General features: G+C 49.9%; 17 protein-coding genes. 7 read left to right on the forward strand and 10 right to left on the reverse strand.

The window, feature by feature from the left end; genetic code table 11:
* Positions 1-324: 324 nt before the first annotated feature.
* From nhaA to J4D52_RS13835, 4 genes are all read left to right on the forward strand, one after another.
* Entirely contained in the window at positions 325-1,512 is a 1,188-nt protein-coding gene (gene nhaA / locus J4D52_RS13820; RefSeq protein WP_009047375.1) for a Na+/H+ antiporter NhaA, read from the forward strand.
* A gap of 760 nt (positions 1,513-2,272) precedes the next feature.
* The gene (locus J4D52_RS13825; protein ID WP_102676760.1) at positions 2,273-2,521 is read left to right on the forward strand and encodes a hypothetical protein; all 249 of its coding nucleotides are present in this window, start codon (positions 2,273-2,275) and stop codon (positions 2,519-2,521) included.
* 454 nt (positions 2,522-2,975) lie between these two features.
* The gene (locus tag J4D52_RS13830; protein WP_102676762.1) at positions 2,976-4,328 is read left to right on the forward strand and encodes an S-type pyocin domain-containing protein; all 1,353 of its coding nucleotides are present in this window, start codon (positions 2,976-2,978) and stop codon (positions 4,326-4,328) included.
* The gene (locus tag J4D52_RS13835) at positions 4,328-4,579 is read left to right on the forward strand and encodes a bacteriocin immunity protein (protein WP_102676763.1); all 252 of its coding nucleotides are present in this window, start codon (positions 4,328-4,330) and stop codon (positions 4,577-4,579) included. The genes J4D52_RS13830 and J4D52_RS13835 overlap by 1 nt, the downstream gene beginning before the upstream one ends.
* A gap of 47 nt (positions 4,580-4,626) precedes the next feature.
* Here the strand turns inward: J4D52_RS13835 and J4D52_RS13840 are convergent, their stop codons facing one another.
* The 4 genes from J4D52_RS13840 to J4D52_RS13855 form a co-directional block, all read right to left on the reverse strand.
* Entirely contained in the window at positions 4,627-4,938 is a 312-nt protein-coding gene (locus J4D52_RS13840; protein WP_102676764.1) for a hypothetical protein, read from the reverse strand.
* A 155-nt stretch (positions 4,939-5,093) separates the two neighbouring features.
* A complete protein-coding gene (locus J4D52_RS13845) occupies positions 5,094-5,567 on the reverse strand; it encodes a hypothetical protein (protein ID WP_102676765.1) in 474 nt (157 codons plus the stop codon).
* A gap of 65 nt (positions 5,568-5,632) precedes the next feature.
* Positions 5,633-6,460, reverse strand: a complete 828-nt coding sequence (locus J4D52_RS13850; RefSeq protein WP_102676766.1) for a metal-binding protein — start codon at positions 6,458-6,460, stop codon at positions 5,633-5,635.
* Between the two features lie 96 nt (positions 6,461-6,556).
* Positions 6,557-7,933, reverse strand: a complete 1,377-nt coding sequence (locus J4D52_RS13855) for a hypothetical protein (RefSeq protein WP_146017993.1) — start codon at positions 7,931-7,933, stop codon at positions 6,557-6,559.
* Positions 7,934-8,354: 421 nt separating this feature from the next.
* Between J4D52_RS13855 and J4D52_RS13860 the strand changes: the two genes are divergently transcribed.
* Entirely contained in the window at positions 8,355-8,597 is a 243-nt protein-coding gene (locus J4D52_RS13860; protein ID WP_146017994.1) for a hypothetical protein, read from the forward strand.
* A 201-nt stretch (positions 8,598-8,798) separates the two neighbouring features.
* Here J4D52_RS13860 and J4D52_RS13865 read toward each other — a convergent pair whose 3' ends face one another.
* On the reverse strand, positions 8,799-9,503 hold the full coding sequence (locus J4D52_RS13865; protein WP_102676782.1) for a recombinase family protein: 705 nt from the start codon (positions 9,501-9,503) through the stop codon (positions 8,799-8,801).
* 977 nt (positions 9,504-10,480) lie between these two features.
* Entirely contained in the window at positions 10,481-11,167 is a 687-nt protein-coding gene (locus tag J4D52_RS13870; RefSeq protein WP_146017995.1) for a hypothetical protein, read from the reverse strand.
* Between the two features lie 163 nt (positions 11,168-11,330).
* On the opposite strand from J4D52_RS13870, the gene J4D52_RS13875 reads away from it, so the two are divergent.
* Positions 11,331-11,660 carry a hypothetical protein gene (locus J4D52_RS13875; RefSeq protein ID WP_102676770.1) on the forward strand — a complete coding sequence of 110 codons (330 nt, stop codon included), beginning with the start codon at positions 11,331-11,333 and terminating at the stop codon, positions 11,658-11,660.
* Between the two features lie 37 nt (positions 11,661-11,697).
* Here the strand turns inward: J4D52_RS13875 and J4D52_RS13880 are convergent, their stop codons facing one another.
* Both J4D52_RS13880 and J4D52_RS13885 read right to left on the reverse strand, forming a co-directional pair.
* A complete protein-coding gene (locus tag J4D52_RS13880) occupies positions 11,698-12,033 on the reverse strand; it encodes a hypothetical protein (protein ID WP_146017996.1) in 336 nt (111 codons plus the stop codon).
* Between the two features lie 261 nt (positions 12,034-12,294).
* Complete coding sequence (locus tag J4D52_RS13885) at positions 12,295-12,570, reverse strand: helix-turn-helix domain-containing protein (protein WP_102676772.1); 276 nt, start codon at positions 12,568-12,570, stop codon at positions 12,295-12,297.
* Between the two features lie 453 nt (positions 12,571-13,023).
* On the opposite strand from J4D52_RS13885, the gene J4D52_RS13890 reads away from it, so the two are divergent.
* The gene (locus J4D52_RS13890; protein WP_102676774.1) at positions 13,024-13,488 is read left to right on the forward strand and encodes a hypothetical protein; all 465 of its coding nucleotides are present in this window, start codon (positions 13,024-13,026) and stop codon (positions 13,486-13,488) included.
* A 514-nt stretch (positions 13,489-14,002) separates the two neighbouring features.
* Here J4D52_RS13890 and J4D52_RS13895 read toward each other — a convergent pair.
* Complete coding sequence (locus tag J4D52_RS13895) at positions 14,003-14,554, reverse strand: hypothetical protein (RefSeq protein WP_146017997.1); 552 nt, start codon at positions 14,552-14,554, stop codon at positions 14,003-14,005.
* 445 nt (positions 14,555-14,999) lie between these two features.
* Positions 15,000-16,616, reverse strand: coding sequence for a recombinase family protein (locus J4D52_RS13900; protein ID WP_102676775.1), 1,617 nt, complete (start codon positions 16,614-16,616; stop codon positions 15,000-15,002).
* Positions 16,617-16,678 lie beyond the last annotated feature (62 nt).

Consider the following 16,678-nt stretch of genomic DNA (forward strand, 5'->3'; position numbering starts at 1 on the left):
GGTGTTTTCTCGTTGGCTCGAACGCCACACAGGACGCAAAAAGATGAAGTGCACCCAGCATAGGTGATCCAGGCACAAGGAAAATCAGGCGCTGCAACAGGCAAAAGTCCCCGGCCCGTCGGGCTGGGGCCGGACATGTTAGGAAACATCCCCGGTCTCTCACAGGTACAGTTTTGAATCAATTGGATACACAACTGCTAGGCTGGTTTTCCAGCAGGCCGCTGCTCTGCTACATATAACAAAAAAGAATATAACTTTTGTTTTAACAACTAACAGTACGGGTTAGGGTGTGCCACCTTTTTTGTTTTCTGATGGAGAGCGACCTTGCCTCTGCGTAGCACTTTCACGCGTTTCTTTCAGTTGGAAGCTGCCAGCGGTCTGTTATTGATTGCCGCTGCCGTGCTTGCCCTGATCATCAACAACTCACCGCTGTCCTGGCTGTACAACGGCCTGCTGGACACCCCCGTGGTCGCCCAGATCGGCGCCCTGAAAATCGCCAAGCCCCTGCTGCTGTGGATCAACGACGGCCTGATGGCCATGTTCTTCCTGCTGATCGGCCTGGAGGTCAAGCGCGAGGTCCTCGACGGCCACCTGTCCAAGCCTTCGCAGATCGTCCTGCCGGGCGCCGCCGCCATCGGCGGCATGGTGGTGCCGGCGCTGATCTACTGGTTCCTCAACAAGGACAACCCACCGGCGCTCAGTGGCTGGGCGATCCCCATGGCCACCGACATCGCCTTCGCCCTCGGCGTGCTGGCCCTGCTGGGCAAGCGGGTGCCGGTGTCGCTGAAGCTGTTCCTGATGACGCTGGCGATCATCGACGACCTGGGGGCCATCATCGTCATCGCGATTTTCTACTCCGGCGCCCTGTCGACCCTATCGCTGATGCTCGCCGCGGCCTGCCTGGTGGCGCTGGTGGCGATGAACCGCCTGGGGGTGGTCAAGCTTGGGCCGTACATGATCATTGGCCTGATCCTCTGGGTCTGCGTGCTCAAGAGTGGCGTCCACGCGACCCTGGCCGGCGTGACCCTGGCGTTCTGCATCCCGCTGCGTACCCGCAATGCCGAGCCTTCGCCGCTGCTGAGCCTGGAGCATGCGCTACATCCGTGGGTGGCCTACGGCATCCTGCCGCTGTTCGCCTTCGCCAATGCCGGCCTGTCGCTGCAGGGCATTACCGTGGAAAGCTTCACCCATTACGTGCCCATGGGCATCGCCATCGGCCTGCTGCTGGGCAAGACCGTCGGCGTGTTCGGCCTGACTTGGCTGGCGGTGAAGATGGGCCTGGCCGCCCTCCCCGGCGGCGCCAACTGGGGCCAAGTGCTGGGCGTGGCGATTCTCTGCGGGATCGGCTTCACCATGAGCCTGTTTGTCGGCTCCCTGGCCTTTGTGCCCGGCAGTAGCGAATACGCCGGCATGGACCGCATGGGCATCCTCACCGGCTCGCTGTTCGCCGCCCTGATCGGCTACGCCGTAACGGCCGCGGCCAGTCGCAAGAACCCACAATTGCCGGCATAACCGCCGGCATTGCCAGGGCTGAAAACACAAAACCCCGACCAGTTGGCAAGTATCTGCGTAATTATGATGAGTGATCAGAATGGATTCTGATCAGCAGAAACTTAATACCATATCGAAACCGCCCCCTCGAAAGCTGAATCGACGCTCACCGAATCGGCGATGCCTACCAGCCCTTCTGCACGCCTTCGGACTCATAAATTATTCCCTAGTGAACGAACCCGAACGAACAAGAGCGAAACCAAAATTGAACAATCGGAAACCTTTAAAGGCCCTTTGAGGGCCTCAAGAGGCCCTCGAGGGCTTTACATGCGAACAAAAGGGATTACCGAGGGGGTCGGCTCCAGCGTCGCCTCAAAAGGCTCACAGAGCCTCGCGAAAAATAAATATCATCAAAAACGACAGACGGTATACCCCTTGTAGGCTGCGGCCTGCAGGACTTATAGGCACTTACCCACAGAACTTATCCACAGGTTATAAACAACTGTATACTTGCACACTTAAAAAGAGGCCATTATCTTAGGCACCACAAACGCAAAAACTCCCAATAAAGGGAGTTCAGCTGAAGAATGCATACAGATAGCCACGCTACGTTTGGCGACAGAAACGTGACTACCTGCACCCTCTGACGCATGCATTTGTAAATGCACATATCTAGAGAAGGACGCTATTTAGCCCACTGCTGACAAAATCGTCAACAGGGAACTGATTGGTGGTCATTTTAGGTACGTGCGTCTAAATCGCAAATATCGAGATCATTCCAATGGCTAAAAATACAAAGCAGTCCTCCGCAGAAGTCACCAAACTGGCTTCCGACACCCTTCGCGATCCAAACGCATCCGCAATAGCCAAAAGCCTTGCTGCCTCCACGCTGGCCCAAGCCAACACTGGAAAGCAAACGAGCTCAGAAATGGAAGCGAAAGCAGCACGCGTACTTCAGAGCGAAAAGTACAGCGACGACACTAAAAGCCTTGCTGGTTCGGTTGTATCCCAATCCAACAAAGATCGCTGAGGATCTGTCGCAATGTACAATTTTTATGTCAATACGGCAGCACAAACAAACGGTGATCATGAAGTGCATCAGGACGGATGCAGGTTTATGCCCACACTCCTAAATCGCAGACACCTTGGGGTATTTTCTAGCTGCTATGGGGCCGTTCAAGAAGCTAGAAAAATCTATTCACGTGCCAATGGATGCTACTTCTGTGCTTTAAGCTGCCACACCAGCTAAGCATCACTGGAAATTAGAGAGGGGGCTGGAAGCTCCCTCTTTTTTGGCAGCTCGCCACCTGACAGCATCTGCATAATTTGGATAACTTAACGCTGGCTGGTCAGGCCATTCACAATTTTTCAGATTTTTCCTACAGACTGCTCGCTGTCATCTACGGTAGCGTCCCGAAGCCAACTGCAAACTATTCGCCCCCATGACGGGGGCTTTTTTATGGACAATGCGGAATCGGACACGGATGAGTGGCTATGTACCTAACGCCCCGAAGGGCTATCGCAACAAGGGTGTAGAACCCGTCGATATCGGCTCCCAACGCTGGGCGGAATATCCAGATCTGCCGCCAAAGGCAGAAGACAAACCCAATGCTGTCGGATGCACCTTTACCAAGCCTTGCAAGCTCCCTGATGGGGTCATCAACTACGCAAGCTCTGCCATTCCCACCGATGCCATCAAAGACTATGGCGAATTCGCCTTGCTGGGTGGCCGTGAAACCGATGCTTCGGGGAACATCACACTCGGGAAGATCAGCGGAAACATACCGGTATCACTGGGGACACTTGCGCTTGGCGGAAGGACTCTTGCCTCTGCCGGAGCGTCCTGTGGTGGTCTATGTACTGCTGGAACGGCTGCTACTGCTGGAGCTGCTACAGGGGCCGGCGTTGGGATCAGCACTGGTACTGCTGCAACAGGTGCTGGCACCACGGTTATTACTGCTAGTGTTGTTGCTGGTGCATTGGCGGGCATGGTTGCACTGCTCTGGCCATCGAGCTTGGGCGATAGCAGTCTGTACACACCCGAACAGCTCAAGGCGCTCAAGGAGGGCCGCACACGTGTCCGGTTGCACGTAGAACAGCAGGCTGACGGCACATTGAAGGGTTATGGATACAACACCGAGAAGCGTACCGACTGGGAAATGATCCCTGTTGTCCAATTCGAGCTTCAGGACTCTCAGCAGGTGGCCGACTTCGGAGACGGCGTCACCCTGATCTGGACGCCAGCCGTTGACCCATCCAGCACGTCAGGAATTCCCCCGCTAGAAGCTGCACCACAGGCTCCACAAATCTGGATTTATCCGCCCACCGAACAGGCGGATAACATCATCGTCAACCCGCTCTACCCGCCTGAGTACAAAGACTTCATTCTGGTCTTCCCGATTGGTTCTGGAGTCCAGCCGCTATACATCGTGATGAATGTCCGCAAGAAGCCCGGCACTGTTACAGGGCGAGGGCAGGACGTGACAGGCATCTGGTTAGCCGGAGCTGGGACAGGGCTTGGCGTACCAGTCCCCTCACAGATCGCAGATCAGTTACGCGGGCAAGAATTCACTGACTTCGACTCATTCCGAGAAGCCTTTTGGGAGCTGGTAGCCAAAGACCCGGAGTTGAGTCAGCAGTTCAACGAACGCAACCTGAAAGGCATGCTGAACGGTTTGGCACCAGTCACACCAAGGGCTGGGCATGCAGGAAAGCGAATCTCATTTGAGCTGCACCACGTCGAGCTGATCAAGGATGGTGGTGCGGTGTACGATACGGACAATATCAACGTCGTCACACCGAGACGCCATATCGACATACACAGGGGAGTTGAGTAATGGAATTGAAGAGCCACTTGGCTTACTACACCGAACAGGAATTCAAGGCCCTGATCCAAGCGATTGAAGATGCACGAACTGAGGAAGAGCGAGGTGAGCTTGTTGATCACTTCAACAAGATTGTTCCCCATCCAGCAGGAAGTGACCTCCTGTTCCATCCAGAAGCTGGCGAGGACGATTCAGCAGATGGCGTGACGCGAACTGTCAGTAACTATTGCCGTGCGAATGGTCTACCGGGATTCAAGAACTGACAGAAAAGAAAAGCCCGCTCAAGGCGGGCTTGGGTTTACAGGATCGGTTAGCCGATTGGGGCCACAATCATTGATGCATCATCCCACGGCATGACGTAGCTACTGGCGGTCCACTTACCCTCATTCTTGAATGCAGCGGCCAGAGCTTTTGCAGACTCTTCACTATCACAGAGGATGGCTCCAACTAGGTCGCCGGGCACATACTCTAGCTGTTGGCTAACGTAGCGAGCACCAACAAACGATGTACCACCATCAATGTTCATTACAACCCACTTTTCATTGTAGTGACCAGAGATACGCATCATGTCTACCATATCTACATGCGCTTTGTTCAGCTTCTGTTGTTCTTTCTCTTCCATCGTGTAACCCCATATATGTGTGTTGACATGGCGAACAATACACACACATTCACTCTAGATCAACACACTTATCACGCATATAACCAACACAAAGAAAAGTCCACACAAAGAAAAGCCCGCTCTAGGCGGGCTGTGGGATGCTGCTTTCTACAGGCTTATTCGTTCTCTTGCTGGCCTTCCTGTTCAGCTTTAGCCTCAAGCCCACCAATGTAGGCGTGCAGGTTGGCATTCTCTAGCCGTGCGTCTTCAAGCTCAGCGGTGAGGGCGCTCACCTTGGATTCAAGGAAGGCAATATACTTGGCCTGCACATCCTCTGGCAGCAATGTCTGTTGGAACTCAGCCAACAGAGAGCTATTCCTACCAACATTGCTCAGTGCGTTAGGCGAACTGCTACGGATTGTCCTTGCCACGTGATGCCCTCCTGCTGGGGCTGTGGATGGCTGTGCAGGCACTGCATCGAACAGCTCTCCTTGCCACTTCTTCACCCACTGGTCAAAAGCGTTGTAGTGCCCTTCAATGTTGCCAGCAGCAACCTGCTCTTTGTGCCAACGGCTCTTAGGCATACGGGAAGCCATCCACGCTTTCACAAAAGCTTTCTTCTGGTCGTCTGTGTAATTTGTCCGGGCCATGTGAAAAATCCATAGTCACTGATAGTAGGAGCATTATCGACCAACTTCCCATACCACACAAGCGATCAATCCTTGATTGGGTAGCTAACAATCGCTTGGGCGCTAGACATCAACATCATCTGATCACCTGACAAACCAGTGAATGGGAAGCCTGAATATGGGAAGTGTCCAGACGACAAATTCACATAAAGCCTGTCGTCAGTGAGTTCAACTTTAGTGGCTCCTGATGGGTAAATTCCTTTACCCTTTTCGGTAATCGAAAATGCCAGCGGGAAAAACGAAAGCACACTGATCGTGCATAAATTTCCATGATTCCAGCACGCAAACATCTTGGCGCTCAGATGATGGCGATGAGGATAAAACCAGCAATACAAATCGTGAGTTTCATTTATAGCAGAATCATCACCCAGCACAAACCTCTGCAGCGGAGTGAAGTACGGCGTTTCTACTGGCTCTCTAATACACTCGTTTACTGAAGTAGCTGACAATACGTGCCCTATCATTGCCCGGCAGAATCGAATAGCATCAAATGGAACGGTAACGTAGTTGAGGTGACTATTGGCATAGGTGAAGTGATGAGTTATGAGCTTTGTTAGCTCCTTGTAAACCCTCGCCACTTCTTGATCATTTGCACCGAGGTGATTGCTATTGCAAGCCTTGCAAATAGTCTTGAATTTGCTGCCATTTGGCGACTTCACACCTTTAACCGGCACCGCGTCAACGCCCATAACCTCAGTCAAATGGACTTGCTCAACCTTCGAGATTGTGATGCTGCCTTGTGGCGGCACATGATCCCAACTGAGCCTGCCGTAGCTACCACAAATCAAGCAGTGACCTTGCACGATCTCAGTATGCATCCTTCGCTCTGTTAACCGCTTGGTGAAATCTCCCATAGCAAAGTCTCCAATATTGCCAGCCGCAGCTATATCACAAGAAGATACAAAGTCTTTAAAAGGGGTGCATTGACAACACCCCTGCATATCCGGCCATTAGATGCATGCATCTCCAAAGGTTTGCATCTTAGATTGTCCATCCAACATCTCAAGGAAGGACCATTCAACATCTAAGTCCTTTAGCTTATTCCCATCTACGTCGTGGAATTTATACTCAGAGTTATCACCAAGCAAGACAGGAGGCAAATTCATCTTGTGCAGATTTATCATGCCATACTTTCCAATCATGGAGTTTAGATTCTCATATCCGGCCTCGACAAGTGTAGCAAGCGTAACTACCGAGCTTGCACTGACCTCTGCCAGTATGTTGTTCGCCTCTTGAAGCATCGTCTTTTCATAATCTCGCACATAATGAACCCCATATTTTAGCATGGTTGCCAAGAGCGACATGGCGAAGTCACTTGTCGAATCCAAAGAACCTCTACCCATACTCACGCAAAAAACGTAAAAGAGAACACCGGGATCATAATTCTCCAGCCCGCGACGAATAGCTTTAGCCTCAGGCTGGGCGTGACGCAATCCAACACCATCCAAGAGAATTTTAATGTTCTTTAAAACCAGCCTATAGACGTCTTTGCTAGAATTTAATACTACTCTCGCAATTATCGCCGACCCCCAAAATGCCTGCATAGCCTCTTTCGCGTCAAAGCAGTTTGCCACCAGATGAACACAAACAGAATACTCGGTTAGCTCAGGATTATAGATGTATTCAAAGCTTTCATTTTCAAAGATTTTTGTTTGGACGATACGTTCGCCATCACCTTCAATTCTTTTCAACAGGGAAGAATGGGCTTCCAGCTCCGCAGCCATTGCACAAGTTTCAAGTAAAGAAACTGTAGAAATCGGAGAGCGAACAATCGACTTCCCATCTTTGTTCAAGAAGCGAATAAAAAAGATAGGACGTTCACTGGGCCTGCCGTCATGGCGAAACTCCCGACCAGAAGTTGCACGCCATTGCCACGGACGAGCAGTGTCAAGCTGATCACTGACGGTCGTGTAATAATCGGGAAGCTTGATTCGCTTAAGATGATTGTAACAGGTACGCATCACATGAAATTTGTTTTCATCAGTTGTAGCACATGTGTACGCACGATGGAGCATGCTAAGATGCCTTAGACCCCAGAGCGTAGAAGTGCAATCTACAAAATGCGTGTATTCATGAGCCGCCAAGGGCAGGCACTTTGCAAGACGTGTATAAGTCGCTAAATCAAACTTTTCTTCGGACTCTAAGTCAGCCAAAGAAACGCCTTTCACGTGGTGAGACTCCAACGAGTCAAGCATTACCACCGCAGTTGGAAAGTCGAACTGACCGAGAGTATCAACTTTCCTCAGAGGGTTCCAGCGGGCACCAGTATTCCTGACATTCTCGGACAGCGTTAGCTTAGGGTCAAACAGCTTTTTGCCTTTGATCATTAACTTCACCACATATGCTTATGACGAGCCCGCAGTAAACGGGCTTTCTAAAGGTGCAAAAAATGACTATCGAACTACGGTTGCCTCTCGACCACTAAATGGCAGGAAGCAGTCGCCCGCACTTCTCATCAAGAATCGCACTTTCAGGTGACTACCTTTAGATAAGTTGTATCCAGCCTGTTCGTCTGCGAAGTAGACCTTTAGGTCTTGAGTGCCATATCACATCCCTGTTCAAGAAAAAGGCATTCTGCCATTACACGATATACAGAGCAACTCTATATGTGTAGTTTATGTGACATTCTCTGTGTTAAACCCCTACCCTGCTCGACAGGACGGGGGCAACTTCAGGATGGTGGGTCATGCGTTGATTCTAATGACCAGAACGGATAAGGTAATGCTTCGACCACACAGGGACAAGCTCATGCAGGATTACAAGTTCAAACTAGCCCCATTTCAGAACATGCACTTTTCCGAGGAAGAGAAAGAGATTAGGCTTAGTGCCTGCTTAGAAGATGCAAGGAGCGAATTTGAAGAGGCCATAGTAACTCTTGAAAATGATGTTCTGAGTATTTCTGCTCAAAATCTTTCTGAGGATGAATGCCTGAAAAGGTTTAGGAATATTCTTACTAAAGGTGGTTTGTCGTTGTCCGCTCAGCCACTTTAGCCGCCAGAGCGACATAAACAATTTTGGTGTGATTTCAAATCCCGCCGCCTGAAATAACAGCCCCCTTCATTGGGGGCTTTTCTTTGGCCTCAGAAATATAATAACGGGTTTTTTGTGAGAGGTGATAAGCCACACACAACCGCCAAAACGAGAACGGTTCGTAAATATAAAGTAATAGAGGCCACTATGGGGTGTGCACCCTCAAGCCTTCTTGAACGTCACATCAAGGGCCATCATCAGGCGACGTACAGTTGTAGGACTCCACTCACCACCACGTGAGGTGAACAGGGCTTGAGCATTCAGTACATCAGCGAGAGCTTGAAGCGTTGACACGCCCTTGTAGAGAGCTGCCATGACGTATGGTGCAAGCTTGGCCTGATGGCCCTGCACTTTCGGACTGTTAGCATTCTGTGCAGCCTTGGCCTGCTTAGCCTTACGGGCCAACACAAGGTTGTCAGAACGACGATTCACCTTTGCTTGACTCGCAACACAACCACCATCAGCACGCTCTTGCAGTGCCCCTAGGGCGTCCTTGGTACGTTGGCTGATGAACTGGCGTTCTTGCTCTGCCAGTGCTGCATACAGATGGAGCTGGAACCTGTCAGCCATAGGCATTGTGGCAATCTTGAAATCTACCTTCTCCATCAACTGTGCAATGTGCAGCACAGAGCGGCTTATACGGTCGATCTTGGCAGCGACAATGGGTAGGCCATGACTCAGAGCTTTACGGCACTCAGGGCGCTCTACAGGGGCTATGGAGCCGGATACGGTGTCTGTGTACTCAGCTACTACGTTCCAGCCTTGTTGCTTAGCTGCCATCTGTACATAGGTGCGTTGGGCTTCAATGCCTAAGCCTGATTCACCCTGCCCTTTGGTCGATACACGGTAGTAAGCAACAACATCCATCACATCACCCTCAAAGCACTCTGTGTTCATGCACATTGTATCTCATACGTATGTGTGTAACAACCACACAACGGACGTTGAGAGAATGTCAAAACACGGTATGTGTAATGTGCCGCCCGCTCACCTACACAAGATTGCTCGCACTGTCAATAGAGTATCTGTCAAGGAATACTGTCAAAGGTGTGCACTGAGGAAATTGAAGCCTTTCAGCGAAACACTACAAAGCCAACACATGAGAATCACTACTATTAGTGAAATCTTCTGCTGCCTGTGAGATTTGTAGTTGACTATGCTGCTTAGATGTGGATTTTGATTGATATCATCTAACTTTTCACACCTTTTGGAAAATTATCTTGCGTGAGCAAACTCATTTTGCTTAGAAAACACCAACAGTGCGTAAACACGATTATGTGTCACATCACCAGTGCTCTCAACACTTCTGCCTGTTCATCCTTCTCAACCACAATATACCAATCAGTACATAATTGTCACCAACAAGAATGGTGACAGATATTAGAGTGGTGACAATCTTGATGACGTTCAACACCTCAGAAGGTATTGATTGCACGATGATGGATTACAGAGGGTAATATTGTGTCGTACCGACACAGAGGGATAACACCTTGAACGTAGTTCAACAGGATATACCCAAGAACAACAAACAATATATACAAAAACTCTAGAACATCCTGCTCTTGCTTCATACAGTGCAGAGATAGACCGGAGGTCATAGGGTAATCCCTTCTGAACGTCCGTTCAGAGAGTATCTATTCTAGGAGATTTCATTATCTTAGTAGTTGTTGTTTGTATGTTTTCTTCTGCTGGGTAACACTCAATACTCCGTACTCCGTACTCCAGTATTGTGAAAAGCAGAAGCTCTTACAGTATTATACCGTGAGTATGAAAAACCCGTAAAGATACAGTTGCGTGAAATCACACCAGTACAGTTTGTGAGATACCACCAACACAGTTCACCTTCAGAGCCAATCCCTTACACAATCACTACTTGTCACACTATGCTTGAATTGAACGTCTCTGCCGTTGATCACTGCAACATCACAGACTCTTGATACTGAGACACTTGTCTCTGCCACCTCACTCATCAGGTGCAGTATATGCTTGATGATTGCCTGCTTAGCCTGTTCGTAAGGATTGGTGCTGAGCGAGGATGTGACAACTTCCTGTAGCTGAGCCTGCACCTCTTGAGCCTGTTCACGGCTGAATCCACCGGGAAAACACATCACCCTGCCCTCCTCTACAACAACGAAATTCTCAGTGCTAACTGACTGGTGGAAGAAGACAGCCCTTGTCACGGCTTGTCCGTTAGCCATCGCCGGGTAGGTGAAGAGCCATGCAGTTTCTGCTAAGTCAGCTGCTAGACGGGGGTTGCAGGAGTTAGCCTCTGCATAGGCATTGCGTGTCTGCTGGATCAGCTCAAGCACTTCATCAGTTGTGGCGAAGCCCTCTGTACTAAGGACATTCTTCACAGGCTCCAGCATTGGGAGAGCACCACAGCCGGTCACGATCCCTACCGCTGTTCTTACAATCTTCTCTTCACTGTCTCCTAGGACGATGCGTGTCCCATCAGCTGCGCGGCAGGTCACACGCTTATCAACAGCAATCACCACTTCACTGCCTAGGTGAGCAACAAGAATGCACGTCATGATTTCCCTCTCCGACTGAATGTGAACCAACAGAACACGACTCTACCACATGATATGTCAACGAATTAATCATCACTTGCCATTGAAAAGCCATCATACAGCCCCCACATAAGGGTCACACCGCAATTTGCGGTTAACGATGCACGGTGAAAGGAAGCTGTAAATGATTAGAGTGCTGCTGTCCTTGGACTTGAAAAAGTCAGAGGACGAACGGAATGCTTTCTATGCATTCTTGAAAGGCAAGGGTTGGAACAAAACCCATGATGTTGATACTGTTTGGACTCTCGAATATGAGAATGCAAACCCCAATGATGATACATATCGGAAAATCAAAAACGACATCAAAGCTACGCTGATTGAAGCTGCTGAAGAGTTGAAACTTCGCAGAATCGAATATGTAGCTCAAATTGGGAACGCTGAATACATCGCAAGAGCTATTAGGACAGATGAAGGCGTGTATAAGCAATACACCCGCCCCCTGCATGAAGAATGATACGTGACAGAATCCGGTGACTAAACACCACCGGATTTCACCCAGCTACAGGGCCGCTGTTACCTGTACCCGGAGTAACACCAGAGTGGAAGTGTGTATCGAACAACACACCGTTGAATGTGGCTTGTCCAGTCATTGTGTAGTTGCCTGTCCAGTTGGTTTGAGGAACATTGATGTTCATCTGTTGTGTATTGAGGGTGATGGAGTTGGAAGCATTAAATTCAATATCCTTGCCAATCACCTTTACAGTGAATTGAGATTTGATTTCGGCATTGCCATCAGCCTTGAGAGCTAGTTGTGTCTCCTGCCCTGTTCCTACGTTATGCACAATCAGCAAATCATTAGGATCGCTGCCTAGCGTTAGACTGTTCATTTGTTTCTGAGAGACAGGAAGCAGCGAGAAAGCAATGGCCTTCTCGCTTTAGAGCTACTTCTTCTTACCGCCATTAGGTGGCTTCTTCGGTTTGTCGATTTCCTTTACGGTTTCCCGTGGTCTGCGCTTTGCTTCTTCGGCAGTCACGTATTCCCCGGTTACCGCATCACGATATCTCGTTGGCATACTCGCTCCTTAATAGCCAATCGCCATGTCGGCGACACCATCAACGCTAGCTCAGGTTGCTCGTTCCGCAAGAGTTCAAGCTGGCGGGGGCTGTCGCTCTTTCTCTCCCCCCGACAATGACTTTTCGAACTCTACGACCAACTCGGCAAGACCAATCCCAAGGACTTCACACAAGTCACGAAGCTGCACAATGTCTAAGCGCCTCGATCCTGTTTCAACGTCACTCATGAAGGATTGCGGGCGCTCCAGTGCCTTTGAACACTCGACCTGAGTCAAGCCTGCTTCCTTCCTGTGCTTCTTGAGTAGTGACAGGAGTACATCGTGTTCGCGTCGATAGATGGTCTTGGACATGGCTGACTGGCTGCGGTGTGCGGCCTTCCAACCTATATCTGGTTTTCAGATATCTGAATTTGGGATAAAATGTTGCAATTGGCAAACACGCCATTCACCGACCGAACAAGGACACTCCATGAATATCGCTAGTCGTTTGCTATGCCTACTCCCTCTAGTCACGTCCATGGCAATGGCTGACACCTATCCAAAACGAACCCTGATAGGAGGCTCGATGGCTTGCTACAAAGCTGGAGACTGGAGAGAGTTGGTTGAGGCTTCGCTAGATCAGGACGAGGATACGGCTTCACGTTTAATCGCTTCGGGAAAGTGTAGGGCTTTCTCTTCCCCGACTAAGGTTAGTTTTATTGAGCCAGATAGTAGCGGTAAGTCTGCGTTAATTCAGTTGCCAAGTGGTAAGACAGCAATGACAGCAATTGGCTGGCTTCGTTAATAATCGCCTGAGGAGAACGTATGAACACGATGTTGCCCAAGCTAGCCTTATCCCTCGTATGCCTATCGTCAATAGCATATGCCGGTGAAGACTTGAGCTCGAAATACTGGTCCCTAGGATGGTCAAAGAAAGCGACTGTGATTAGCAAGGAAAGTGATCACGACTACATTCGAGTTATTCCCTACGGGCAGGATATGCGCTTAGCGTATCTAATCAGCGGGGAAGGTGCTTGTCCTGAAGGAGAGTCGAGTTTTAAGGCTCAGGGGAAAGTTAATGGTAAAAGCCTGAGCTTTACCGGCATGTGCACGGACGAATACTACAAGGAACTTGCACCAGCGACAAACCAAGACCAGTCAATCCTAAAGCATGAATTTTTGAGCACAAAGTCAGTGGTGTTGAAAATCGATAATCTTCCCAAGAGGACCTTTGCGACTGCCAAATTCAGGTCTATCACTGAGTCCGTTGGGCTTGTCCTTGACGAATAGCCAAGAGATTGTTCTCTCAAACTTCGTTTGAAGTATTCGCACCGAAAACGTCAGTTTTCATCTGTACTCAGCTACGGCGTGAGCGCCGATGCTCTTCCAGATGTACACCAGTAATTAATAAAATTCACACAAACCCAGCTCTTCGCTTGTGACTTTGATCTTGCTCTTCTTTATTGGTGCAGAAACTAATACGTCCGTATTCAGGAGTCCCCTCCAGCGAATGCTGGTAGGTATTGCACGTCACCTTCGGTGAGCAGATCAAGAGCAAAGAGCTTGGATGTGTGTTGATTTCATTTTATTAATTGGAGTGCTTATCCAGAATCGGGACGATACGACTATTGCCTATGAAGCAGGTTATCCCACTCAGACGTTACTGTCTGGGGTAATAGTTCTTTTATCTTCCGACGTTAATTAAAATCTGATCAAGTATGACCAGAATGAATGCTCTGGTCACGGCTTCTAGTACTGGACAGTGCGCCTGTTGGCAATAGTCCCTTTCTCTTTCCGACATTAATTAATGTCTCATGCGGAATGCCCTCAGGGCTTCGCCATAGGCGAGGTAGTCGCCAGCCAGACGCAGAGCTGTAATGTGTTCTGGCACCTCTTGTAATGGCTTGTAGGGCACGAGAGCTACATGGGAGTAGGCAAGCTTTGATTCAAGTTTACAGTCATAGTTATCCTCATAGCGACGTAGCAGTTTAGGTCGTTGCAGTAGATAACAATGGATTCCATGAGCAGCGTGTCGAGCAGCTTTGATAATGCGCTCTGCCTGTCGCTTCGCCACTCCAGTAGCCCTTACCGCAAGTACTGTAAAGTCCTTGAGCAGCAAAGTGTTTCGCACATCTTGCATGGAAACGTTACAAACATTCTGTGATTGTCCAGCGGCAGTTAGGCAACTACCAAAGATGATGCCAGACAGCCACGCAGGATTGGCGAATAACAGTTCGCTAGCGATATGTGCAATTGGATTGACTGTAGACACAGGCTTGCGACCAGCACCCTTTGGGTTCTTCGGTGCAACGTCTTCAACGGTGGGGATCAAATTTAAAGCGAATGCGTGCGACATGGGGTGTTCTCCTCTATTAGTTCATTGCGATAGGCGTTACCTCGGGTATTGCCGGTTAGGGTTAGTAAATCGCAGACAACACTTTGCCGATCATCTGGCACTGTATGGGTGCGGGATGTATTCGGCATGTTTGGTTGAGGTGCGGATTCTACTATCGAATACATCCTGCGTCAAGAATTAGTTGTTGTGCGTGACAACAGAATGATGTAGGCGTATTGCACTTACGAAGCTTTGGCCGTCTTTAAATCCAGTTTGTACAAAACCAGTTTTCCGTGGGAGGGAAAGGCGCCTGCTTAGTTTCTATTGGTTCAGACAGCCATTTCACCCCGTAAACATTGAGTGTAACGGCAGTGGGTGTCTAGGTAGTGGCAAATATGATGCACGTTTTACCGAGGTTAATTGCCTGTATTCGAAGGTTTTTCGTGCCTTTCGAACGTTACACGAACTAACGGGGCATCAGGATAAACTTATCGGTGCCCTCATCGTATTGGTAGACGATTGGTGAAACCTTGCCATCAGTAACGAGCTGTTCGAACTCTGCTTCGTCTTTCCGATCCTGCTCAATCATCACCTCCACGCGCTTGGAGTTGGGCATATCTAGGTGATGCTCGGTGTGGTTGTTTTCAATCAACCTGTACGTCTCTGTAGCACGATGCGAGCCCCTGTACTCGTACACCTGACGCTCTCCCTCGGTTTGAAGGTGCGGCTCATCCACAGTGATCGTAGTACCGTCACAGACGATGACGTATCCCACACTTTGAAGCAGCGCGTTCAACCTCATTTGGTCGTCGTCTAGCAGTGTATGTTGAAGGTCGATCATGTCACCCAAGGTCACCGGAGCCGGTGCAACTTTGAGCAACGCTCGCTCCTGTTCCAACTTCTGTATTGATGTCGTCACCTGCTCCAGCTTGGAACGGATTGGCACCAGCATCCCGAACTCTGCAAGTGAGTCAGCAAGGTTGGAAGACTGACGTTGCAACTCCGCCAACTCTCCTTCGATTTCAATCAGGCGCTTCTCGCCTGACGTGAGGTTTTGGCTAGCGGCTGCACGCTGCATAGCTCCGTACATAGTCCGACTGCGAACAAAGTCTAGGACGTGCATCGGAATAGAACGCCCGTTGGCACAACCGTCAGCACCCTTTCGATGGCGTCGATAGCAGAGCATCACCGCAGGAGAACGCTTTGTGTCCACAACACAGTAATTGGTGCCACAGCGCCCGCACCGGACCAAGCCAGACAACAGATACTTCGAAGGAGCAGACCTTGGCCTGTATCCTTCTGTTAGACGCTTTTGGACCCTGTACCAGAGTTCTTTGCTGACTACCGGGGGGTAAACGTCTTCGATGTCATTCCACCGCCCTATAGCTGTTGGATTTCGCAACCAACGCTTCAAAGTGGTAGGGTTTGTGGCTTCAACTAACGGATGCTTGCTGCGAATGCGGGAAAGAATCCGACGCTCGCCAAGACCATCTGCGTAGTCCTCAAACACTTGAACAATGATGGAAGCAAGACCTTCGACCAGCTCACCATCAGAAGTGAGCCAGATGGGAGTGTGGCGTTTGACTCCATTACCAGCAGCAGCCTTCTCCCTTTTCCGGGTATAGGCATCCTTGATTCTTCGACTCAATGCGTCACTGTACTGGTGTGCCTGCTGTACCTTGGCAACAAGAAGAAAGAGGTTGTTCGAATTATTAGGATCGTTGCTGTACGTGACTCCATCGTCCAGCGTGATCAATTTCACACCTGCATTAACAATCCCAGTGAGCAGGTGGAGCATTACTGATGGCTCAAGCCTCCCTGCCCTGTCGATGGCTTCAATCAGCACAACGTCTGTAGACTTGATGACACCGTTCTCGACAGCAGCTAAAAGCTTGCCGAAGCCATTCTCAAGGTGCTTACCGGAGTAACCGCTGATCCCCAAATCTTGGAAGCTCGCGCCGCTCAGAACGTATTCAGGGTGAGCCAGCAGCCACTTGGCAACATACTCTTGTTGTCGCGTCAGGCTATCGCCATGAGCTTGCTCCGCACTGCTAAAGCGGATGTACGAGAATGCTACAGGCAAAGTAAACCCCGGCTAGACAACGAAAGACCGGATCATAACATCGCGGACTTATGCTGCCTGGC

Source organism: Pseudomonas sp. GW460-12-10-14-TSB1 (genome assembly GCF_017349775.1).
Taxonomy (GTDB): Bacteria; Pseudomonadota; Gammaproteobacteria; order Pseudomonadales; family Pseudomonadaceae; genus Aquipseudomonas; species Aquipseudomonas piscium.

Coding starts and splice junctions, on each gene's coding strand:
- J4D52_RS13835 (WP_102676763.1), top strand. CDS start 4,328: ATGGAATTGAAGAGCCACTTGGCTTACTACACCGAACAGGAATTCAAG.
- J4D52_RS13885 (WP_102676772.1), bottom strand. CDS start 12,570: ATGTCCAAGACCATCTATCGACGCGAACACGATGTACTCCTGTCACTA.
- J4D52_RS13890 (WP_102676774.1), top strand. CDS start 13,024: ATGAACACGATGTTGCCCAAGCTAGCCTTATCCCTCGTATGCCTATCG.
- J4D52_RS13875 (WP_102676770.1), top strand. CDS start 11,331: ATGATTAGAGTGCTGCTGTCCTTGGACTTGAAAAAGTCAGAGGACGAA.
- J4D52_RS13850 (WP_102676766.1), bottom strand. CDS start 6,460: ATGGGAGATTTCACCAAGCGGTTAACAGAGCGAAGGATGCATACTGAG.
- J4D52_RS13855 (WP_146017993.1), bottom strand. CDS start 7,933: ATGATCAAAGGCAAAAAGCTGTTTGACCCTAAGCTAACGCTGTCCGAG.
- J4D52_RS13825 (WP_102676760.1), top strand. CDS start 2,273: ATGGCTAAAAATACAAAGCAGTCCTCCGCAGAAGTCACCAAACTGGCT.
- J4D52_RS13840 (WP_102676764.1), bottom strand. CDS start 4,938: ATGGAAGAGAAAGAACAACAGAAGCTGAACAAAGCGCATGTAGATATG.
- J4D52_RS13880 (WP_146017996.1), bottom strand. CDS start 12,033: ATGAACAGTCTAACGCTAGGCAGCGATCCTAATGATTTGCTGATTGTG.
- J4D52_RS13860 (WP_146017994.1), top strand. CDS start 8,355: ATGCAGGATTACAAGTTCAAACTAGCCCCATTTCAGAACATGCACTTT.
- J4D52_RS13895 (WP_146017997.1), bottom strand. CDS start 14,554: ATGTCGCACGCATTCGCTTTAAATTTGATCCCCACCGTTGAAGACGTT.
- J4D52_RS13870 (WP_146017995.1), bottom strand. CDS start 11,167: ATGACGTGCATTCTTGTTGCTCACCTAGGCAGTGAAGTGGTGATTGCT.
- J4D52_RS13830 (WP_102676762.1), top strand. CDS start 2,976: ATGAGTGGCTATGTACCTAACGCCCCGAAGGGCTATCGCAACAAGGGT.
- J4D52_RS13845 (WP_102676765.1), bottom strand. CDS start 5,567: ATGGCCCGGACAAATTACACAGACGACCAGAAGAAAGCTTTTGTGAAA.
- J4D52_RS13865 (WP_102676782.1), bottom strand. CDS start 9,503: ATGGATGTTGTTGCTTACTACCGTGTATCGACCAAAGGGCAGGGTGAA.